At 69.1% G+C, this 20,119-nt stretch carries 18 protein-coding genes; 8 read left to right on the top strand and 10 right to left on the bottom strand.

Annotated elements, in window-relative coordinates; all coding sequences use genetic code 11:
• The first annotated feature begins 155 nt into the window (after positions 1-155).
• Complete coding sequence (locus LQV16_RS10670; RefSeq protein WP_229993862.1) at positions 156-800, top strand: maleylpyruvate isomerase N-terminal domain-containing protein; 645 nt, start codon at positions 156-158, stop codon at positions 798-800.
• Between the two features lie 13 nt (positions 801-813).
• On the opposite strand, the gene LQV16_RS10665 is transcribed toward LQV16_RS10670, so the two are convergent.
• Positions 814-1,302 carry an Lrp/AsnC family transcriptional regulator gene (locus tag LQV16_RS10665; protein WP_229993861.1) on the bottom strand — a complete coding sequence of 163 codons (489 nt, stop codon included), beginning with the start codon at positions 1,300-1,302 and terminating at the stop codon, positions 814-816.
• A gap of 186 nt (positions 1,303-1,488) precedes the next feature.
• Between LQV16_RS10665 and LQV16_RS10660 the strand changes: the two genes are divergently transcribed.
• The 5 genes from LQV16_RS10660 to LQV16_RS10640 all read left to right on the top strand — a co-directional run bounded on the left by LQV16_RS10660 (position 1,489) and on the right by LQV16_RS10640 (position 6,273).
• On the top strand, positions 1,489-2,889 hold the full coding sequence (locus tag LQV16_RS10660; RefSeq protein ID WP_229993860.1) for an amino acid permease: 1,401 nt from the start codon (positions 1,489-1,491) through the stop codon (positions 2,887-2,889).
• 126 nt (positions 2,890-3,015) lie between these two features.
• Positions 3,016-4,053: a thiamine pyrophosphate-dependent enzyme gene (locus LQV16_RS10655; protein WP_229993859.1), complete on the top strand. Its 1,038-nt coding sequence runs from the start codon at positions 3,016-3,018 to the stop codon at positions 4,051-4,053.
• Positions 4,046-5,119, top strand: a complete 1,074-nt coding sequence (locus LQV16_RS10650) for an alpha-ketoacid dehydrogenase subunit beta (RefSeq protein WP_229993858.1) — start codon at positions 4,046-4,048, stop codon at positions 5,117-5,119. Before LQV16_RS10655 ends, LQV16_RS10650 begins: the two co-directional genes overlap by 8 nt.
• Positions 5,112-5,441, top strand: a complete 330-nt coding sequence (locus tag LQV16_RS10645; RefSeq protein WP_018775751.1) for a biotin/lipoyl-containing protein — start codon at positions 5,112-5,114, stop codon at positions 5,439-5,441. Before LQV16_RS10650 ends, LQV16_RS10645 begins: the two co-directional genes overlap by 8 nt.
• 4 nt (positions 5,442-5,445) lie before the next feature.
• Positions 5,446-6,273: an alpha/beta fold hydrolase gene (locus LQV16_RS10640; protein ID WP_229993857.1), complete on the top strand. Its 828-nt coding sequence runs from the start codon at positions 5,446-5,448 to the stop codon at positions 6,271-6,273.
• A gap of 97 nt (positions 6,274-6,370) precedes the next feature.
• Here LQV16_RS10640 and LQV16_RS10635 read toward each other — a convergent pair whose 3' ends face one another.
• The 3 genes from LQV16_RS10635 to LQV16_RS10625 form a co-directional block, all read right to left on the bottom strand.
• Positions 6,371-7,705 carry an MFS transporter gene (locus tag LQV16_RS10635; protein WP_229993856.1) on the bottom strand — a complete coding sequence of 445 codons (1,335 nt, stop codon included), beginning with the start codon at positions 7,703-7,705 and terminating at the stop codon, positions 6,371-6,373.
• Between the two features lie 163 nt (positions 7,706-7,868).
• A complete protein-coding gene (gene hpaB, locus LQV16_RS10630; protein ID WP_229993855.1) occupies positions 7,869-9,323 on the bottom strand; it encodes a 4-hydroxyphenylacetate 3-monooxygenase, oxygenase component in 1,455 nt (484 codons plus the stop codon).
• A gap of 57 nt (positions 9,324-9,380) precedes the next feature.
• Positions 9,381-9,920: a flavin reductase family protein gene (locus tag LQV16_RS10625; RefSeq protein WP_229993854.1), complete on the bottom strand. Its 540-nt coding sequence runs from the start codon at positions 9,918-9,920 to the stop codon at positions 9,381-9,383.
• A gap of 201 nt (positions 9,921-10,121) precedes the next feature.
• On the opposite strand from LQV16_RS10625, the gene LQV16_RS10620 reads away from it, so the two are divergent.
• Positions 10,122-10,838, top strand: a complete 717-nt coding sequence (locus LQV16_RS10620) for a helix-turn-helix domain-containing protein (RefSeq protein ID WP_229993853.1) — start codon at positions 10,122-10,124, stop codon at positions 10,836-10,838.
• Positions 10,839-10,960: 122 nt separating this feature from the next.
• Here LQV16_RS10620 and LQV16_RS10615 read toward each other — a convergent pair whose 3' ends face one another.
• From LQV16_RS10615 to LQV16_RS10590, 6 genes are all read right to left on the bottom strand, one after another.
• Positions 10,961-12,340 (bottom strand): MFS transporter, encoded by a 1,380-nt coding sequence (locus LQV16_RS10615; protein WP_229993852.1) that lies wholly within the window; start codon positions 12,338-12,340, stop codon positions 10,961-10,963.
• 157 nt (positions 12,341-12,497) lie between these two features.
• On the bottom strand, positions 12,498-15,569 hold the full coding sequence (locus LQV16_RS10610; RefSeq protein WP_229993851.1) for an SMC family ATPase: 3,072 nt from the start codon (positions 15,567-15,569) through the stop codon (positions 12,498-12,500).
• A complete protein-coding gene (locus LQV16_RS10605) occupies positions 15,566-16,747 on the bottom strand; it encodes an exonuclease SbcCD subunit D (protein WP_229993850.1) in 1,182 nt (393 codons plus the stop codon). The genes LQV16_RS10610 and LQV16_RS10605 overlap by 4 nt, the downstream gene beginning before the upstream one ends.
• A 92-nt stretch (positions 16,748-16,839) precedes the next feature.
• The gene (locus tag LQV16_RS10600; RefSeq protein ID WP_229993849.1) at positions 16,840-17,865 is read right to left on the bottom strand and encodes an aquaporin; all 1,026 of its coding nucleotides are present in this window, start codon (positions 17,863-17,865) and stop codon (positions 16,840-16,842) included.
• A 156-nt stretch (positions 17,866-18,021) separates the two neighbouring features.
• Positions 18,022-18,363, bottom strand: coding sequence for a DUF202 domain-containing protein (locus LQV16_RS10595; RefSeq protein ID WP_229993848.1), 342 nt, complete (start codon positions 18,361-18,363; stop codon positions 18,022-18,024).
• Positions 18,360-18,716, bottom strand: a complete 357-nt coding sequence (locus LQV16_RS10590; RefSeq protein WP_229993847.1) for a DUF202 domain-containing protein — start codon at positions 18,714-18,716, stop codon at positions 18,360-18,362. Before LQV16_RS10590 ends, LQV16_RS10595 begins: the two co-directional genes overlap by 4 nt.
• 201 nt (positions 18,717-18,917) lie before the next feature.
• On the opposite strand from LQV16_RS10590, the gene LQV16_RS10585 reads away from it, so the two are divergent.
• Positions 18,918-20,111, top strand: a complete 1,194-nt coding sequence (locus LQV16_RS10585; protein ID WP_229993846.1) for an ADP-ribosylglycohydrolase family protein — start codon at positions 18,918-18,920, stop codon at positions 20,109-20,111.
• Positions 20,112-20,119 lie beyond the last annotated feature (8 nt).

The following is a 20,119-nucleotide window of genomic DNA, read 5'->3' as shown; positions in this document are numbered from 1 at the left end:
CCGCCGGATTAGTTATAGTCAATTTGACTAGAACTAATGATACGGCGACGCTGGCCGGGCGCAAAATGTTTCAGGTCACATGCCCGGCCCTGGGGCGGCCCGGGCGTTCGGCCCGGGCTTGCCTGCGGGTGCCGGCACCGGTATTAATCGGGGCTATGGACTCAGAAGATATGGACCCGGAGGGTATGGACGCAGCAGCAGTCAGGGCCTGTTACGCGGGAGCGGCCCAGGCGTTCCTGGAGGTCGCCGGACGGGTACCGCATCAGGGGTGGTCGCGGCCGGCACTGGGTGAATGGGATGTCCGGGCACTGACCGGCCACACGAGCCGCGCACTGACAACCGTGGAGACCTACCTCGCCACCCCGGCCGCCGGGGAGCGGGTGGCGGGTCCGGTGGAATACTTCCTGGCCGTTCGGGGCGTCGCCTCGCCGGATGCGATCGCGCAGCGAGGCAAGGAAACCGGGGACGCCCTGGGCGAGGATCCAGCCGCAGCGGTGCGGGAGCTGGTCCAACGGGTCACCGCCCTCGTCAGGAACACGCCGGACGATGCCCTTCTGGCCACCCCCGCCGGGGTAATGACGCTCGTCGACTACCTTCCGACCCGGACCTTCGAGCTGGCCGTGCACACCCTGGACCTGGCGCGCGCCCTGGGGCTCCCGGCGCCCGCTTCCCTGGCCCCGGCGGTCGCGGCCTCGCTGGAGCTCGCCGGAGCCATCGGCTCCCGGCTGCCGTCCGCCGGTGAGCTGCTGCTCTTGCTCACCGGCCGGACCGGCCTGCCCGGAAACCTGAGCGTCCTCTAGCCCACGGCCCGGTTCACCCGCCTGGCTTCTCACTGCTTGCGGCCGCGGCTTCGAGCAGCGGCAGGGTGCGCCCCTGGAAGTGCGTGTTGAGGACGATCACGGAGGAGGACCGCAGGATCGTCCGGGTGGCAATCATGGCATCGAGGACGCGCTGGAGGTCAGAGTTGGACCGTGCCGCGATGCGGGCCATGAGGTCCGAGCTCCCGGACACGGTGTGGATCTCAATCAGTTCGGGGATCCTCGCCATGGCCTCCACGACGGCGTCGTGCCCGAGATCCTGGTTGATCGTGAGGGAACAGAACGCCACCACCGGGAAGCCGAAATGTGCCGGGTCCGGCTGCGGCACCCACGAGCCGATCACCCCGCCGGCCTGCATCCGGTCCAGCCGCGACTGCACCGTCGCCCGGGCCACCTTCAGCACCCGGGAGGCTTCCAGGACCGAGGCCCTGGGAGAATCCGTGAAAAATCGGACAATCTTTGCATCCAGCGGATCAACGTCCATGGATTTTTCCTTTCCACGCGGCCCGGGTGGGACAAACCGCCGCCAATACCCTGATTCAGTTAGCAAACTGCCATCATGCTCTCACGCCGCCGGCGCCCCGGCGATCGTTAGCGCCGGCATAAAGACGGTAAATTCAATAGGTCCCATAAGGACGCACAGATCCAAACCACACAAAGGTTCGCCAGTATGACAACGAAGTCCATAGCGAAGTTGCCCACTGCCCTCCCGGCCCCGAAATTGGGGCACAGCATGAAGCCGCGCCAGCTGACCATGATGGGATTGGGCAGCGCGATCGGCGCCGGCCTGTTCCTCGGCTCGGGGGCCGGAATCCAGGCGGCGGGACCCGCCGTCCTGATCTCCTACCTCGTCGCCGGAACCCTGATCATCCTGGTCATGTGGGCGCTCGGCGAGATGGCCGCGGCCAACCCCAACAGCGGCGCCTTCTCCGTCTACGCGCAAAAGGCGATGGGCAAGACCGCCGGCGCGACCGTCGGCTGGCTCTGGTGGCTGCAGCTCGTGGTGGTCATCGCGGCCGAAGCCCTGGGTGCGGCTGCGCTCCTGTTCACCGTGTGGCCGGTGATTCCCGTCTGGGCGCTGTCACTGATCTTCATGGCCCTGTTCACGGCAGTCAACCTCGCCGGCGTGAAGAACTTCGGCGAGTTCGAATTCTGGTTCGCCATCCTCAAGGTCGCCGCCATCGTGCTGTTCCTGGCCATCGGCGCGGCCCTGCTGCTGGGCTGGCTGCCGAACGTCCCGTCCCCCGGGCTCAGCAATTTCACCTCCGACTTCGCCCCGGCAGGCCTGGGCGGCATCGCCACCGCACTCTTTGTGGTGATCTTCGCCTTCGGCGGCACCGAGATCGTCAGCGTGGCCGCAGCCGAGACGGAGAACCCGGCGCACAGCGTCGGCCAGGCGATCCGCACCGTTGTGTGGCGGATCCTCGTGTTCTACATCGGCTCGGTATTCGTCATCGCCGCCGTCCTCCCCTCGACCTCGGCGGCCTTGAAGTCCCCGTTCGCCGGCGTCCTCGACGTCGCCCGCATCCCGGGTGCCGGTGCCGCGATCACCCTGGTCGCCGTCGTCGCGCTTCTCTCCGCGCTGAACGCCAACCTCTACGGCGCGTCCCGGATGGTCTTCTCGCTGTCCGAACGCGGCGAAGCCCCGCGGTTCCTCTCGAAAGTCAACACGGCACGCGTTCCCGTGGTGGCCGTGGGCGTCTCGGTGGCCTTCGGCTTCCTCGCCGCCGTCCTGGAACTGCTCTTCCCCGACCAGATTCTCCCGGCACTGTTCCAGCTTGTCGGCTCCACCTGCCTCGTGGTCTGGGGCACGGCCCTCGTGTCCCAGCTGATCCTGCGGCGCCGGGCGGACCGTGACGGCACCGTGCTGCCGCTGCGCATGAAAGGCTTCCCCGGGCTGACGGTCTTCGGACTGGTGCTCCTGGCGCTGATCTTCGCCGTCGGCTTCAGCAGCCCGGAAACCAGCACGCAGCTCTTCAGCACCCTGGCATTGGTGGCCGGCATCGCTGCGGCGTGCTGGATCAGCGCCCGGATCACCCGCAACCGCCGCGCCAGCGTCGAGGCTGACTAGCCGACCAGCCGGGGCGCTAGACAAATTGTCAGGCGTCCCGGCGCTACGGGCGGCAGAAGTGTGCAGTCTGGGCACCCCGGCCTAGGCTGATTGCCCACCCCGCCGCCGGTGACTAGGGTCACAGGCATGGATACACTTCTCCCCGTGGCTTCCGGCGGCGCTGCCGGGCCGCTCACTGCCGACGAGCTCCGAGAGCTCTATTCGCTGATGGTGGCCGTCCGGCACCTCGACACCTCGGCCATCGCCTGGCAACGGCAGGGCATCATCCCCGGCTACGCCCCCGAGCTCGGCCAGGAGGCGGCCCAGGTGGGCAGCGGCTACGCCGTGGACACCACCCGGGACTTCGTCTTCCCCACCTACCGCGAAATGGGCGTCGCCCGGACCATGGGGGTGGACATGGTGGCCTACATGTCCACCCACAAGGCCACGTGGCACGGCGGCCTGTACAACCCGATGGAATCCCGGCTGGCCCCGATCCAGGCGGTCGTCGCCGGGTCCGTCCTGCACGCCGTCGGCTGGGCCCACGGCCAGACGCTCGATCAGCAAGACGGCGTCGCCCTGACCTACTTCGGCGACGGCGCCTCCTCGCAGGGCGATGTGCACGAGGCGATGAACTTCGCCGCCGTGATGAAGGCCCCGGTGGTGTTCTTCGTCCAGAACAACGGCTGGGCCATCTCGGTCCCCACCGAACGGCAGGTCGCCGGCGGCTCCGTCGCGGCCCGCGCCGCAGGCTACGGGATCCCGGCGCTGAAGATCGACGGCGACGACGTCGTCGCGGTCCTCGAGGCGACCCGCCGCGCCTTCGCCCATGCCCGCTCCGGCAACGGCCCGGTGCTCATCGAGGCCATGACCTACCGCCGCGGCCCGCATTCCACCTCCGATGATCCGGGCCGCTACCGCTCCCTCGACGAGGAACGCGACGGCGCCGGCATTGACCCGCTCGAGCGGCTCCGGCAGCGGCTGCTGGCCGAGGGAATCGCGGACGAGGCATTCTTCGCCGAGGCGCTGGCCGCGGCCAAGGCCGAAGAGGAGCAGATCCGCACCGGCATCCAGGCTCTCGGCTCCCGTCCCGGAACTGAAATGTTTGACCTGGTCTTCCAGGAAACCACCCCTGCCCTGCAGGCCCAGGCCGCCAACTGGCGCGAGGAGTCCGAACATGTCTAACTCGATACTCGAAGGCGCAAACGCCACCGGCGACGACACTGCCACCAACACGGCCGCAGACAGCCCCGCACCAACCACCGTGATGTCGATGCAGCAGGCGCTTAACCGTGCCCTCGACGAGGTCCTCGCGGACAACCCCAAGGCCGTCATCTTCGGCGAGGACTGCGGCCGGCTCGGCGGCGTCTTCCGCATCACCGACGGATTGCAGGCCAAGCACGGCGCGCAGCGCGTCTTTGACACCCCGCTGGCGGAATCGGGCATCCTCGGCATGTCCGTGGGCCTGGCGATGGCCGGGTTCCACCCCATTCCCGAGGTCCAGTTCGACGGCTTCGCCTACCCGGCCATCAACCAGATCGTCTGCCAGATCGCCCGGATGAACTACCGCAGCCGGGGCACCATGCCGATGCCCATTACCCTGCGCGTGCCCAGCTTCGGCGGCATCCGGGCCCCCGAACACCACGGCGAAAGCCTCGAGGCGCTCTTCGCCCACGTGCCGGGCCTGAAGGTGGTCTCGCCGTCCAACCCGCATGAGGCCTACCACCTGCTCAAGTACGCCGCCACGCGGCCGGACCCGGTGATCTTCATGGAACCGAAGTCCCGTTACTGGCAGAAGGGTGAGGTGGACGCCGCCACACACGATGCAGGCGGCGGCTCCCCCACCGGCGCCAAGGTGATGCGCGAAGGCCGCCACCTCACGCTCGTCGCGTGGGGCGCCATGGTCTCCCGCTGCCTGCAGGTGGCCGAGCTCGCCGCCGAGGACGGGATCGACATCGAGGTCCTGGACCTGCGCTGGCTCAAGCCGATCGACGCCGAAGCTTTGACCGCGTCCGTGCGCAAGACGCGCCGCGCCGTCGTCGTCCACGAAGCGCCGCTGACCTCCGGCCTCGGCGCCGAGGTGGCGCAGCTGATCACCCAGAGCTGCTTCGACACCCTCAAGGCAGCGGTGGAACGCGTCACCGGCTTCGACGTCCCGTACCCCTCGGGCGACCTCGAAGATGAATACATCCCGAACATTGACCGGATCCTCTTCGGCATCCAGCGAGTATTGGAGTACAAACGTGGCTGAAATTTCCTTCCCGCTCCCCGATCTCGGCGAGGGCCTGATCGAGGCAACCGTGCTGGAATGGCTGGTTTCACCGGGCGAGCAGGTGGAGCGCAACCAGCCGCTCGTGGAGGTCGAAACCACCAAGTCGGCCGTTGAATTGCCCAGCCCGCAGGCAGGTAAGGTAGTGCGTATCTACGGCGGGCCCGGTGACAAGATCAATGTCGGCGAGCCCCTGATTGTGTTTGAGGTGCCGGACAACACCGCCGGCATCGTGGGCACGGTCCCGAAGGAAGAGGCACCAAAGCGCCGGGTCCGCCTGAGCGCAGTACTTGATGAGGACTAAGAGCATGAGCGGCAGACACACCGGCGAACTGCATTCCCACACCGTGGAGGGCACCGACCCCCAGCTTTACGTGCAGGTGCATGAGCCCCAGAACGACGCCGGGCTCCGTCCGGTCCTGCTGCTGCACGGGTTCTCCTCCTCCTCCAAGCTCAACTGGGAGGACTCCGGCTGGCTGGCCGCGCTCCTGGAGGCCGGCCGGCGCGTCATTACCGTGGACCTGCCCGGCCACGGCCGCAGCGGTGCGCCCGAGGACATGGACTCCTACTCCCCCAGCCGGATCCGCGCGGACCTGCTGCAGATCGTGTTCGACGCCGGCGTGCGGCCGCTGCGCGACGGCGACCCGTCCAGCGGGCTCGACCTGATCGGCTATTCGCTGGGATCCCGGCTTGCCTGGGAGTTCGGCGCCACCCAGCATGAGCTGGTGCACCGGCTGGTCCTGGGCGGCCCCAACGTCGCCGACCCCCTGGCGGACTTCGACCTGATCGCCGCGCAGCGGTACTTGGCCGACGGCACGCCGATCGCGGACGAATCAACCGCCGGGCTGCTGAAGATGGCCATGCTGCTGCCCAGCAACAACATCTTCGCCCTGCTGTCCCTTATCGAGGCGATCAAGACCGAGCCGTACGATCCCGCCGAGGCGGTCCCGCACATGCCCATGCTCCTCGTAGCGGGGGAACAGGACGACCGGGCCGCCTCCATGCCGGAGCTCGCCGCCCTCGGCGCCAAGGCCGGCGGCATGGTCGAACAGCTGGTGCTGCCGGGCCGCAACCACACCAACGCCATCACCAGCCGCGCCTTCAAGCAGGGTGCCATCAGCTTCCTGGGCGTCTAGGCCGACAGGCAGCCGCCAACACAGGCCAACACAAAAAGAGGCACGGACCGCGGTCCGTGCCTCTTTCGTGTCTTGCCTTGCCTACCGGGACAACAGCCTAGTGGTGGCTGCTGACGCCGAGCGGGCGGCCCTTCGTCTCCCCGGCCAGCAGCACGCCGACCGCGGAGATGACGCAGAGGATCATGATGTAGATACCGATGGAACCGGTCCACCCGGTGCCCTGCAGCAGGACCTCAGCGATGGTGGCAGCGAACGCACCGCCGAGGATGGCGCCGAAGGCGTAGCCGATCGAAATGCCCGAGTAGCGGACGTTCGCCGGGAACATCTCGGCGTACATCGCGGACATCGGGCCGTAGGAGAGGCCCAGGCCGATCGTCAGGACGAACAGCGCGACGCCGTAGAGCACGATGTTCTTGGTGTCGATCAGCGCGAACATCGGGATCATCCAGGCAAAGACAATTCCGTAGCCGAGCAGGAACGTCTTGACGCGGCCGATCTTGTCCGACAGCCAGCCGCCCGCCAGGGTGAAGATCAGCCAGCCGAAGGAAGCCAGCGTGGTGGCCAGCAGGATCTGCGCGGTAGGCATTTTCAGGGACTTGGTGGCGTAGGAGATGAAGAACGCAATCAGCAGGTAACCGGCGGCGTTGTTGCCGATGAAGATCATCGTCGAGTAGAGGACGGCCTTCTTGTGGTTGCGGAGAAGCTCGCCCAGGGGCGCCTTGCTCCCTTCCTTGCGCTCCTGCATCTCCTTGAAGACGGGGCTCTCGGCGACCGCCCGGCGGATCAGGTAGCCGACGACGATCAGCACGATGGAGAGCAGGAACGGAACCCGCCAGCCCCAGGCCGCGAAGTCTTCCTTGGACATGGACGTGTTGAGGAAGAACAGCAGGCCCGTCGCGAGGATCATGCCCACGGGCACGCCGATCTGCGGGTAGGCCCCGAACAGGCCACGCTTGCTCTTGGGAGCGTGCTCGACTGCCATCAGCGCGGCACCGCCCCATTCGCCACCGGCGGAGAAGCCCTGGACAACACGGAGCAAGATCAGCAGGACCGGGGCCCAGAAACCGATCTGGGCGTAGGTCGGCAGCAGGCCGATCAGCGCCGTGGCGGCACCCATCATGATGAGGGTGAAGACCAGCATGGCCTTGCGGCCGAGGCGGTCACCGAGGTGGCCGGCGACGATGGCGCCGAGCGGGCGGAACAGGAAGCTGATACCGATGAGGGCAAAGGACAGGATCTGTGCCAGGCCCGGGTTGGAGGCGTTCAGCGGTGCCAGGAACAGCGGTGACAGCAGCGTTGCCGTCAGCTGGGCGAAGATGAAGAAGTCGTACCACTCAATGGTGGTACCGACCAGTGTGCCCGCGAGGACCTTGCGTTCCTCATGCTTGCTGCTGGGGCCCGCCTCGGTATCGACACGTGAAGTTGCGGTCATTGAAACTCCGTTGCTGGGGGCAGAAATACTGCCCGGGGGTGGGTGCGAAGTGGATAACTGATTGCCTCGTGAATTACTGATTGAACGGTCAGTTAGTAACCTGAATACTACTATGAAATGTGTGATAGGGCACACATATTCGCTGAGGAATGTCTTCCGCGGATCAGTCCGCGCGGTTGAGCAGTTCGCGGACCCTGGCCCGGACCGGCTCGCGGTCGTAGCTGTTCACGAGGGCGCTGGCCATGCGGACCGGATCCCCGAAGAAGAAGTACTCGTACAGCGACTGGCGCCCGGAGAACCCGGAAATGGAGGCGTCGAAGGCCAGTTTGAAGAGCCGGACGCGTTCGGGGCCCGTCAGGGACTTGCCCTGCAGGTACAGCTCGATGTCCGCCCGGGCCTCGCTGTTGACGTCCGCCTCGCCCGGCAGGGCCATGAGGCCCGACGCCGAGAACTTGCGGATGATCTGCGGGAAGCGCTGGGCCATCTTCGGATACCAGTTGCGGGCGGCATTCAGGGTGGTCCACTTCGGCAGCATGACGCCGGCGTCGTTGAGCCCGGCGTCGGCCTCGGAGGCGCGGACCAGCGCCTTGCCGATTTCGACGTCGATAATCAGCTCGGCGATGTCTTCCTGAATGTGCTGGAAGCCGTCAATGCCGATCGACTCGGCCAGTTCCGACGCCAGGCCCAGGAAGAACTCGCTCTTGGCGATGGTGCGGGTAACCACCTGGTGGGTCATCAGCGCGCCGGCGCCGGTTTCGGCGTAGAAGCTGTTGCACAGCTGCGGGTTGCCGAGCATGAAGATGCGCTCGTTGGGCACGAAGACGTGGTCAAAGACTGCGACGGCGTCCATTTCCTCATAGCGGGAGGCCAGCGGCTCGTCGTGGGTGCTGCCGCCGTTGTACAGCGAGGTACGGCAGAGGTAGCGCAGGCCCGGGGAGTCGTTGGGGATGGCGAACGCGTAAGAGTAGGGCGCGTCTTCCGGGGTGCCGCGCAGGACGGTGGACGGGAACACGAGGAGCTCGTCTGCGATCGGGGCGATGGTGGCGAGCATGCGTGCGCCCTGGATGACGACCCCGTCCCCGCGCTCCTCCACGATCCGGGCCGAGAGCTGGCCGCCGAGCTGCTCCGAGCCGGAGACCGAGCGGTTAACCTGCGGCGGGATGAGGGTGTGCGTGGCGAGGACGTCGTTTTCCCGGGCCCACTCGTAGTAGTTGCGGATGTTCTCGCCGAACTTCGGATCCGCCTGCGCGAACCACTTGCCGGCCGTGCCCAGCGCCGTGAGCGCGGAGTTCATGTAGTCCCCGGAGCGGCCAAGGAAGCCGTTGGAGGACTCGGCCCAGGTGGAGATGGCGCGGCGGCGCCGCTGGAGGTCCTCAATGGTCTTCGGCACCAGGAAGGATGCGTTGACCAGGTCCCCGGTGCTGGGCGAGGCGTAGGTGAGCGCCTCCTGGTACTTCCGGTCGTGCTGCATGTCGAAGAGCCCGGCGTAGGAGCGGGCCACATTGCGGAAGGCCGGGTGTTCGGCGATCTTCTCGCTGACCACCTCGCCGTCGATCACCACGTGCGGGGTCATGGCGTTGAGCTTGTCCAGGTACTGCCGTCCGGTACGGATACCCATTGGTCTTTCCTCCAGTCGTCGTTGAGCTGAAACGCGTTGAATGGATGTGGTGCGGCGCTAGAGCAGGTCCTCCATGCCCAGCTGGCTTTCCGGGATGGTGGTGAAGGTGCTGTTGGCGAACGCCAGGGCGTCGCCGTTGCGGTAGTTAAAGTCCACTACCTCGCCGATATACAAGGTGTGGTCCCCGCCGTCGTACGCCGCCCAGGGCTTGCATTCGAAATAGGCGAGGACATTGGACAGCCGCGGCGCCGTGTCCCCTTCCACCCACAGCGGCTCGGGGCCGGGGCGGCCGGCGAAGTGCATGGCCAGGTGCCGCTGCTCGGCGCCGAGGATATTCACCGTGAAGGGCCGGCCGGTGAGTTCATTGTGGGCCTTGGCAGTGCGGGCGATGCTCACCAGCACCAGCGGCGGCTCCATCGAGACCGACGTGAAGGAGTTCACGGTGATGCCGTGGCGCTTCGTTACCCCGTCGAAGGTCACGATCGCGACGCCGGTGGCAAACCTGCCGAGGCTGCCCCGGAAGTGGCTCGCCCGCGGCGCAGACAGCGGGCCCTGGCCCTGGACACCCCCGGCGTGGTCGCGTGGCTTGGCAATCATCACTGATCCCCTGCGTTCGTTGCGGTCTTGTTAGGCTGCGGTTTGTATGACCTATGTTTTGGGTCACCTGTGCTTTGAACCCTTGGTGTTCTATAATCGAACAAGTAGTTCCCATATAGAACGCTAGCGGACCGTGAGCCGGAACACAAGGGTTGCCCGGCACGCCCGGCGTCCAGCGACCCCGCACCTAGGATGGACCCCATGACCCCGAACGCCGGCACCGCCCAGGCTTCCCCGTCCCAGACGCTGTCCCGCGGCATCAGGGCGCTGGAGATCCTCGCCGAGGCGCAGCAGCCGCTCACCATTGCCGAACTCGCCGATGCCATGGGCGTCCACCGCTCTGTGGCCTACCGGATCCTGCGCACCCTGGAGGACCATTCGCTGCTGGTGCGCGATGACGGCGGCCGCGTCCAGCCCGGACCGGGCCTCGCCGTCCTGGCCCGCGGGGTCTCCCGCAACCTGCAGTCGGCGGCCCTGCCGGAGCTGACCCTGCTGGCCAACACCCTGACCATGAGCGCCTTCGTGGCGGTCTGGGACCGGGAGGAGTGCGTGACGCTGGTGACGGTGGATCCGCGGCACAGCGGCGCCGCGGTGGTGCAGCACCCGGGGTCGAGGCATCCCATCAGCGCCGGGGCACCGGGCATCGCCATCCAGTCCGCCTTCCCGGAACAGGAGTGGCGGGCCTTGGTCCCGGGCATCCCGTACCGGGCCGAAGCGGCCGAGGCCCGGCGCCGCGGCTTTGCCGCCAGCCATGACGAGGTGATCCCCGGTGTGTCGTCCATTGCGGTGCCGCTGCGCGTGCCGGGCAGCCGGCCTGCCGCCCTCGCCGTCGTCTATATCCGCGCCGCGCAGGATCCGGACGAGGTCGCCGGGGCCCTCACGGAGGCGGCCCGGCGCATCGAGGCGCAACTGGGCTAAGTGCGTGGAACGTGCCGCCGTCGCCCGCTCCCTCCGATGCCCTATCAGTAGATGTCCCCTTGATTGACTTTGCCGCCGTTTTAGGGACCACAAGTGATAGCGCAACGGCGGGTTAGCGGGGGTTAGGCGGCCGGTGCCGGCTTCCGCCCGCGTTGCCGCAGTACGACGGCGGCGGCCGTTCCCAGCAGGAACAGCGCCGTGGCGGCGCACACCGGAACCAGGAACGCCGCCGAATACCCGAAGTTCTGGGCCAACTGCCCGGCGATGGAGGATCCGAGCGCGGTGCCGGCGACAATGCCGCTGGCCAGGGCCGTCATGACCGTGCCGAGCTTCCCGGCCGGTGCCACGAGGCCGCCGATGGCGAAAACCGTGACCATGAGCGGGCCGACGGGCAGGCCCAGGACGAACAGCACAAGGACCATGGGCATCGCCGTCGTGGGCAGCAACAGCAGGGACGCGAGCCCGGCCATGAGGGCCGCGCAAGCAATCCAGCGGACGTTCACCGTGAGGCGGCGGGGCCAGTAAGCGACCGAGAGGGCGGCAGCCGCAGAGCTCAGTCCCATCGCGGCGTAGAGCAGGCCCGCGAGCTCGGACGTGGCGAAGCTGGCAGAGAAGGAACTCAGGGATGTCTGGGTGGAGCCGAAGAACGTGCCCATGCACACCATCGCCAGCACAGGAAGGGCGACGGCGGCGAAGGTTCTGGCGCGCTGGGCGGCCGTGCGGCTGCCCGCGTGCCGGTCCCCCGCCGCGGCGGGAGCCGTGCCGGCGGGCCGACGCCGCGCTGTGCGGATCACCGCGTGGTGCGTGGGGTGCACGGCGAAAGCGGGTACGAGGACGACAGTCAGCGCAGCGGCGAGGGCCAGCGGCAGCCACGGCGCGAGCAGGCTCGCGAGGATGCCGACCAGTGCCGGGCCGAGCACGAACGTGAGCTCGTCCGCGGTGCTCTCATAGGACAGCGCGGTGTCCAGGTCCGCGGAGTTTGCGGCCGCCCCTCGCCCGGGTGTCCGGGAGGTCAGCGCCATCCAGCGGACGCGGGCCAGCGGACCGACCTGCGGGCAGCTGGCCCCGGCCACGAAGGCCGCGGCCAGCACGGGGACAGCGGCGGCGAGGTCCTGCGCCCCGGGACTGAGGTATGCCGCGAGGATCAGGGCGATGATGGCCACGGTGTTGGCGATGGCGGACACGAGCAGGACGCGGCGCTGGCCGAGCCGGTCGGCGAGGACGCCCAGGACTGGAGCGCCCAGTGCGGAACCGATGCCGACGGCTCCGGCGGCGGCGCCGCCCACGGCGTAGGAGCCCGTGACGGCGGTGACGAGCGTCAGGGCGCCGACGGTGAGCATGGCCAGCGGCAGGCGGGCGAAGAGTCCCAGCGGGATGAAACTGCGGCCGGCGAGCAGCGGCAGCCGCGCAAAGCGGCCGCCCTTGGCGGGCGCGGGGGCCGGCAGTGCGGCAGTCGAAATGAGGGCGTCGGTCGAAAATGGGGCGTCAAGAGTAGACGCCAAAGAAGACGGTGAAGGGTTCATGGTTTCCGGGTTCGCTCAATAGTGCGCATCGTCCCTCCTCCCGATGCGCGCGACCCGGTAACAGATCAATGATAGCCGATGCCCGGACGGCCGGCCCGGGACGGGGGGTCGGCGACGAGGGGTCGGAAACGAGAGCTCAGACCCGGGTGTCGTCGCTGATGTGCAAGGTGGAGCCGCTGCGGCCCTTGACCACCTGGAGCTGGGTGCCAATGCGCTGTTTCATTTCCGCCACATGGCTCACGAGCCCCACTACCCTGCCGCCGTCGCGGAGGCCTTCGAGGGCGTCCATGACTTGTTCCAGCGCCTGCTCGTCGAGGCTGCCGAAGCCCTCGTCCACGAAGAGCGTCTCGATGTCCACGCCGCCGGACTCGTGCTGCACAACGTCTGCCAGCCCGAGGGCCAGGGCCAGTGAGGCCATGAAGGACTCGCCGCCGGAGAGGGTGGCGGTGTCCCGGCGCTGGCCGGTCCACTCATCCACGACTTCCAGGCCGAGGCCGGACTTCGCGCCCCGAGCGGCCTTGGCATCGGTGTGCTGCAGCGTGTAGCGGCCGTCGCTCATGCCGATCAGGCGTTCGGAGGCAGCGACGGCCACCTGCTCAAGCCGGGCGGCGAGGACGTAGCTGTTCAGGCTCATGCGGTAGGTGTTGTCGCCTCCGCCCTTGGCGGCGTCTGCCACGGCGGCGAGCAACGCGGCCCGGTCCCGCGGTTCCCTGCCGGCGGCGGCGAGTTCGGCGTAGTCACCGGCGATGCGTCCGAGGGTCCGGCGCGAGTTTTCGGCCAGCCCGGCCGCCAGCAGGGCTTCCCGGGCTTTGCGGTCGGCCGCCGCCGACTCCGTCCTGAGCTCTTCGAGGGCGGCGTCGCTGACGAGGTCCCCGGCGGCCCGCTCGGCCGCTGCCAAAGCCAGGTCCTCTCCGGCGAACAGTTCCTGGATCCTGGCGGCTTCGTCCTGACCGGCCCGGATGGCCGTTTCGAGGCGTGTTGCCACCGGCGCCGGCAGCAGTGCTTCCCGCGCGGCGGTTTCAGTGCTGAAACCGGCTGCGGGCAGGGCCTGCTCAAGTTGCCGGCGTGCCTCCGCGGTGCGGGCTGCGGCCTGTTCGACGGCCGACTGCGCGGCGTGGGCGTGTTCCAGGACCGCCGTCGTTGACGCCAGGGCGGCGATCCGCTGTTCGAGGGTGGCGTGGCCGGCGCGCAGCTTGTCCAGGGCGCGTTCCAGGGCCGCTGCCTGTTCGTCGATTTCCGCGATCGTGGATTGCGTTTGGGCGATGCCGGCGGCGGCGTCGGCCTGCGCCCGGTCCGCGGCGGCGATGGCCGCCTCGAGTTCTGCCAGCCGGGCCCGGCTGGCGGCAAGGTCCGTGGCGGCGCGGCCGGCCTCGTCGGCCCGTTCGCGGGCCAGTGCCGCTTCCGCGCGGGCTTCCCCGGGAGGTGTGCTGCCGCCCTGGGCTGCCAGGACGGCGACGTTCTGGTGGGCGTCGGCGAGATCGCGCCCGAGGGCAGCGAAGGCCTCTTCTGCCATGTCGCTGGCTAGTTGCGCGGCCTCCTCAGCCTCGACGACAGCCAGTGCGGAGGCTGCGGCGGGGGCCGGCGCCGGGTGCTCCGGGCTGCCGCAGACGGGACAGGGGACTCCGGCGAGGAGTTGGGTGGCGAGCTCGGCCGCGGCATTCGTGAGCCGTTGCTCACGGAGGTCCAGCCAGTGCTGCCTCCGGTCCTGGTGTACGTTCCGGGCCGCGGCGTGCTGTTCCGAGATTGCCGAGCACCCGGCCTCGGCGGCGAGGAAGCGGCCAACGATGGTCACGAGTTCGTCAGCTGCCGTTGCCTCCTTGGTGCGCAACTGGACTTCCGCGGCCACCTCTTCGAGGGGGCGGATTCCGGCGGAGAGGGCCGCCGACTCGGAGCGCAGGGCGGCCAGGGCGGCGGCACCGGTCCCCCGCCCGGTTTCCAGCTCCTGCAACTGCTGGCGCAGCCGGCGGCCGCGGTCAGTGAGTCCGATGAGCCGGGATTCGTCGGGCAGGCGTTCTGTGAGCACGGCGTGCAGGGACCGCAACCGTGCAAGGGTGCTTCGGACGGCCGCGCTGTCCAACGGGGCATGCGGGCCGGCAGCGTCCCCCTCCCCTGCGTCGATGAGATCCTGCCCGGCGAGCTCCGTGTCCGTCAGCGCCGCGGACCGCAGCCGCCGCGCGGCCTCCGCCAGGGCCGTTCCTGCCAGGTCCTCGGCTGCCGCGGCACTTTCGACGGCCCGCAGCTGGCCGCCAAGCACTTCGGCCTGGCGGTGCAGGCCGAGCGTGCCGGCTTGATCCGCCAGGACGGGGGCGGCGGCGTCGGCGTCAATCCGTCGCAGTTCCGCGGCGGCAAGTTTGGCATGGCGGTTTGCCCGCGCGTTGGCGGCCTCCAACAGTGAGGCATGGTCAGCGGCCTGTTTCTCGGCCGTTGCGGCGGCGGTCCGTCGGCCGTCCGCGGCAGTTGCCGCAGCCTCGTCAAGCCAGGCCAAAAGGGCATCGGGCTGGTCCCTGCCGGGGGCGCCGGCGGGGTCGAGTTCGAGCGCCGCGGTTTCGGACTCTGCCTGCGCCAGCAGCAGGTCCAGCTTCGTGTTGAGGCTTGCGACCTCCGCCTTGGCGGCTTGGGCCTGCCGGGATAGTTCCTGTTCCACGGCTTCAAAGCGCTGGGTGCCGAAAAGGCTCTGCAGCAGCTCCAGGCGGTCCGATGCCTTCGAGCGCAGGAACGCCGCGAAGTCGCCCTGCGGGAGCATCACCACGCGCGTGAACTGGTCCCGGTTCATGCCCAGGACGTCGGCGATCTCGGCCCCGGCCTCATCATTCCGGCCGGACTTCTCCACCCACGCGCCGTCGACGCGTTCGCGCAGCAGCGTGTTGGCCTGCTGGAGCGTGAAGCCGTTCTTGCCCCGGGCGCTCGGCTTGTCCCAGGCGGGCGCCCGGGAGACTTCGAAATGCCGGCCCTTGGCCGAGAACTCGCAGGTGACGCGGGGCTCGGCGGCGGCCTCCGCGTGGTCGCTGCGCAGCCGCTTCCCGTCCTGCCGGGCTCCAGGAACCGATCCGTAGAGGGCGAAACAGATGGCGTCCAGGACGCTGGTCTTGCCCGCGCCGGTGGCGCCGTTCAGCAGGAACAGCCCGTGTGCGCTGAGCCGGTCGAAGTCGATCCGTTCCGTGCCGGCAAACGGGCCGAAGGCGGAAATCTCCAGGCGGTGGATCCTCACAGGGAAACCCCTTCCAGGCGAACGGCTTCGAGGGCCTCGGCGAGAACGGCTGCTTCGGCGTCGGAAGCGGGCCGGCCGCGGACGTGATCGAGGAAGCCGCAGCAGACAGAGAGGTCATCGTCAGCTTCGGCAAGCCGGCTGCTGTAGCTGGCCTTCGGCGCCGCGCCGGGGCCGTCGGGATCGAAGCCGAGCACCAGGGTGTCAGGGAACCGGGCCCGCAGGCGGTCCATCGCCTGTGCGGGGCGGGCGGCGTCCGTCAGCGTGATCTGGCAATAGGCGGCCTCGGCCCAGGCAAAGTCCTCCGCTTCGAGGAGATCGTCCAACTTCCCGCGCAGCACGGCCAAGGTCCGGGGCGCGTCCCAGTGCACTTCGCGCACCCCGCCGATTCCCTCGGCGCCGACCTCCACGAGCCAGCTGCCCTTCGTGTGCTTCGCTTCCGAGAAGGAGTAGGCCAGCGGCGAGCCGGAGTAGCGCACCGCCGGGGAGAGCTCCTGCCGGCCATGCAGGTGGCCCAGTGCGGTGTAGCCAAAGCCGTCGAAGAGATCCAGCGGAACCGCTCCGACGCCGCCGATGCTCAGGTCCCGTTCGCTGTCAGAGCTGATGCCTCCGCTGGCGAAGGTGTGCGCCAGGACCACCGAATGGACGGTCCGGGTCTCGCTCCGGTGCCGCACGTCCTCACGGATCCGTTCGGTGGCGGCGCGTGTGACCTCGAAGTGGCTCGCGGTTTCGACGCCCAGCTGCTCGGCGACAAGCCGGGGCTCCAGCCAGGGGATCCCGTAAATGGCCAGCACCGGCGCTGCCTCGTTCTCGGCATCGTCCCCGAGCGGAAAGAGCACGGGCTGGTCCAGTTCGTTCAGCCGCGTGCGCAAATGCACGCCCCCGCGCTCGAGCAGCCGCGACGCGAAGCCCAGCCTGATGGCGGAGTCGTGGTTGCCGCTGGTCAGGACAACTTGGGCGCCGGCGCCGGTGAGGCGGACCAGGGCGTCATCCAGCAGGCCGACGACGTCGACTCCCGGCAGTGCACGGTCGTAGACGTCCCCGGCGATGAGGACAGCGTCCACCTTCTCTTCCCGGACAAAGGTCACGAGCTGGTCGATGAAGGCGCGCTGGGCATCCAGCATGCCGATGCCGTGGAAGGACCGGCCCAAGTGCCAGTCGGAGGTGTGCAATAACCGCATATTCCTACGGTATCGGCTGGCACCGACACTCTTGCGCCACCACCCCGGGAGGGTGACGGAGGTCAACTCAGGGTGATCGTGGCCGAGTGTGGTTATTTTCCGCCCTTGCGGTCGAAGAAGCTGCGGGCTTCGTCGTCCTGGGCGCGGGTGCGGGCGGGCGAAGCGGAGACGGCGGCGGCCTTCCCGTTGCCCAGGTGCCCGGCGCCGCCCGTGTGGGCGTGGTCCACGCCGTCGGCCAGCGCTGGGCCGTTCACTTCGGCGTCGGCCAGCTCGGGGTCGTCGAAGCCGGCGTCGTCCAAGTCGGCGTCGGCGAGCGCCGCGCCGGCCGGGTCAGTGGTCTGGGCAGGCTGAACAGTGGAAAGGTCGAAGCCGCGGAAAACCAGCCCGGCGACGGCCGCACCGACCACCGGTGCCACCCAGAACAGCCACAGCTGCCCGAGCGCATCCGGGCCGCTGAAGATAGCCGACGCCGTGGCCCGGGCCGGGTTGAACGGAACATTGCCCAGCGCCTGGCCCAACTGCAGGAGCATCGCCGTCGTCAGGCCTACCGCGAAGGGTGCAGCCGCCTTGGCGGGATTCCGGCTGCCCGTCGTGGCCAGGAATACGGCCACGAGTATGGCAGTGCCGAGGACTTCCACGAGCAGGACGCCGGCCATGGGTACCTGGATGATCGAGTGCTCGCCGAATCCGGCGGCCACAGTGGCGAATGCGCCCTGGCTGTCGTTGATGGTCGGCACGGTGCGCAGGACGCCGAACAGGGCAACGGCCCCGAGCACCGCGCCCACGAGCTGGGCGCCGATGTGCGCGGCGGCGTCGGTGAGCCGGATCCGGCCGGCGATGGCGTTGCCCACGGTGACGGCGGGATTGAAGTGGCCGCCGGAGACGTAGCCGACGGCCAGCATCGCCGCCGTCAGCGCCAGGCCGGCAGCCAGGGCGGCGGGCAGCGGGTTCGACTGCGGAATGGTGAACAGCGGCACGCCCAGGCCTGCGACCACCACGATCAGGGTCCCCAGCGCCTCGGCGGAGAGCCGGGCCACGAGTCGGGGTCGGGGCGAAACGTCGCTGGCGGCCGGTGGCTGGACGCCAACGGACTCGCGGGCTGGCACAAGCAAGGTCATGGTCGGGATTCCTTTGCTGGTGGCGGCGCGCCCTGGGCTGCAGTTGCGCCGTCGCTGGCCCGCCGCCGGGCGGTGGTCCGGTGCGGCCTCGGCCGCCCGGAGAATAGGTTCGCCAGCAGTCTGCCAGCGGAATCTGGATGTTGGCTGGAATCCGGCTTAGTGCCCCAGGGCCACGGCGGCCACGGCGCTGGCGGCAAGGACCACGACGGCGGCGGCGGCCCAGCGCAGCAGCGCGGCCGGCGGCGCGGCGTTGGACCGCCGGAGCTCCCGCCCGCGGACCAGCACGCACACCCCCACCACGGCCGTCGCGGCCATGGCGGCAAGCGCGCAGACACCAAGGAAATCAATGGGTCCCGTGGCGCCGCCCCGGGACCCCGCGAGCGCCCAGCTGCGCCAGATCAGCAGGTCCGCCACGATGAGGGTCAGCAGCGTCCGGCGCCAAGACAGGGAGGTCCGTTCGGGCTGCAGTCCGGGGTCCCGGGCCGCATGTGGCCTCACCGCGCCACCAGGATCAGTGCGGCGAACACCAGCGCCGCAGCCGAGACGCCGATCGTCATCACCAGCATCACTCCGGAGAACGGCAGCTCCCTGTTGTTCCGCATGGCAGCCTCCATGAGTCCCCACCGGCGGTAGGACAGGGCGGCGAGGCCCGCGCCGAGGAACGCGAGGATGACGCACAGCGCAATGCGCACGGGTCCGGGCGCGATTTCCGGGGCCAGCTGGTCAATGGCCAGGGCGCCGGCAATCAGGGCCAGGGATGTCCGGATCCAGGCCAGAAACGTCCGCTCGTTGGCCAGGGAGAACCTGTAATCGGGAGTGGTCCCGGTCTTCCGCCACGCTGGTTCGCGCATTCGTTTCCTCCACTGCCGGACGGATACGCCGCCGGCGGTTGCTTCGCATGACCGCTGGACGGGTCCTAACAGCACCCTACCGGCGTTCCGCATCCGCCGACGCCCTGCACCAGTCCCCGGCAGTATGTCCCCGGCAGTCAGTCCCCGTAGGGGGTTGGCGGCATTGCAGAGTGCGGGGCAGCGCCGGGTAAATTTGAGGGCATGAGCACCGAGCCCGGGACCAGCCCCGCACCCGCCCCAACACCCGGCCAGCCACACTCCCCCGCGCCGGCCCACGGCTCGCGCATCCACGGCTGCCTGCTGGGCGGTGCGCTCGGTGATTCGCTGGGCTACGCCGTCGAGTTCGACGACATTTCCGCGATCCGCGCCCGGTTCGGGCCCGCGGGCCTCCAGGATTTTTCCGCGCTCGACGCCGGCAGCCCGTTCTCCGACGACACGCAAATGACGCTGTACACCGCGGACGGCCTCCTCGAAGCACTGGAATGGGCCAACGACGGCGTGGCATCGGACATCAACGCGTGCCTGTGGCTCGCGTACCTGCGCTGGCTGGGCACCCAGGGCGTCGCGGTGCCGGCGTCGGCCCCGTTCCAGCCGCCACGCTGGATCGATGCCCAGGATGTCCTGAAGATCCGTCGTTCGCCCGGCAAGGCGTGCCTGAGCGGACTCGCCACGGGCGAGATGGGCACCGTGAAGCGTCCGGTCAATCCGGATTCGAAGGGTTGCGGCACCGTGATGCGCTCGGCGCCGTTCGGCCTGATCCCCCACCTCGAACCCGGTATGGTCTACAAGCTCAGTGCCGATGCCGCATCCCTGACGCACGGGCACCCCGCGGCTCGTCAGAGCGCAGGAGTGTTCAGCCTGGTCATCCATGCCCTGTCCTCCGGCCGCGGTTTGCGCGAAGCGGCGGAATCGGCCCTCGGGCACCTGCGCGGCGGCATCCTGCGCAAGGGCGAAGATCCGGACCCGGACGTTGTGGCACGGCTGGAGGCGGCCCTGCGGCTGGCCGGCAACCTGCCCGGCGGCGGTGGCGCGCTCAGCCCCGAGGACCTGGTCAGCGAACTCGGCGAGGGGTGGGTGGCCGAGGAAGCCCTGGCCGTGGCGCTGTACGCCGTGCTTGCCACCGCCCCGGAAACCGGGACAGAAACGGCGACGGCGGACGCCGGCACTGCGGAGGTCAACACTGCCGAGGCCGATGCCCAGGCGCACTTCCGCGCGGCGATCGCCGTCGCGGTGAACCACAGCGGGGACAGCGACTCGACGGCGTCGATCGTGGGAAACATCCTGGGGGCGTTCTACGGCGAGCGGTGCCTGCCGGCAGACTGGCTCGCGGCGCTCGAGGCGCCGGAGGTCATCCGCGGCATGGCGGCGAGGCTGGCGGCCGTCACCGGCGCGTAGCTTCGGCG

Source organism: Arthrobacter sp. Bi26 (genome assembly GCF_918697925.1).
Lineage (GTDB): Bacteria > Actinomycetota > Actinomycetes > Actinomycetales > Micrococcaceae > Arthrobacter.
This window is presented reverse-complemented; position numbering and strand designations above follow the sequence as displayed.

What these genes read in the sequence shown, in the direction of transcription:
- LQV16_RS10665 (WP_229993861.1), bottom strand. Translation starts at nt 1,302, where the DNA reads ATGGACGTTGATCCGCTGGATGCAAAGATTGTCCGATTTTTCACGGAT.
- LQV16_RS10625 (WP_229993854.1), bottom strand. Translation starts at nt 9,920, where the DNA reads ATGATTGCCAAGCCACGCGACCACGCCGGGGGTGTCCAGGGCCAGGGC.
- LQV16_RS10660 (WP_229993860.1), top strand. Translation starts at nt 1,489, where the DNA reads ATGACAACGAAGTCCATAGCGAAGTTGCCCACTGCCCTCCCGGCCCCG.
- LQV16_RS10650 (WP_229993858.1), top strand. Translation starts at nt 4,046, where the DNA reads ATGTCTAACTCGATACTCGAAGGCGCAAACGCCACCGGCGACGACACT.
- LQV16_RS10600 (WP_229993849.1), bottom strand. Translation starts at nt 17,865, where the DNA reads ATGACCTTGCTTGTGCCAGCCCGCGAGTCCGTTGGCGTCCAGCCACCG.
- LQV16_RS10590 (WP_229993847.1), bottom strand. Translation starts at nt 18,716, where the DNA reads ATGCGCGAACCAGCGTGGCGGAAGACCGGGACCACTCCCGATTACAGG.
- LQV16_RS10585 (WP_229993846.1), top strand. Translation starts at nt 18,918, where the DNA reads ATGAGCACCGAGCCCGGGACCAGCCCCGCACCCGCCCCAACACCCGGC.
- LQV16_RS10655 (WP_229993859.1), top strand. Translation starts at nt 3,016, where the DNA reads ATGGATACACTTCTCCCCGTGGCTTCCGGCGGCGCTGCCGGGCCGCTC.
- LQV16_RS10640 (WP_229993857.1), top strand. Translation starts at nt 5,446, where the DNA reads ATGAGCGGCAGACACACCGGCGAACTGCATTCCCACACCGTGGAGGGC.
- LQV16_RS10670 (WP_229993862.1), top strand. Translation starts at nt 156, where the DNA reads ATGGACTCAGAAGATATGGACCCGGAGGGTATGGACGCAGCAGCAGTC.
- LQV16_RS10605 (WP_229993850.1), bottom strand. Translation starts at nt 16,747, where the DNA reads ATGCGGTTATTGCACACCTCCGACTGGCACTTGGGCCGGTCCTTCCAC.
- hpaB (WP_229993855.1), bottom strand. Translation starts at nt 9,323, where the DNA reads ATGGGTATCCGTACCGGACGGCAGTACCTGGACAAGCTCAACGCCATG.
- LQV16_RS10620 (WP_229993853.1), top strand. Translation starts at nt 10,122, where the DNA reads ATGACCCCGAACGCCGGCACCGCCCAGGCTTCCCCGTCCCAGACGCTG.
- LQV16_RS10635 (WP_229993856.1), bottom strand. Translation starts at nt 7,705, where the DNA reads ATGACCGCAACTTCACGTGTCGATACCGAGGCGGGCCCCAGCAGCAAG.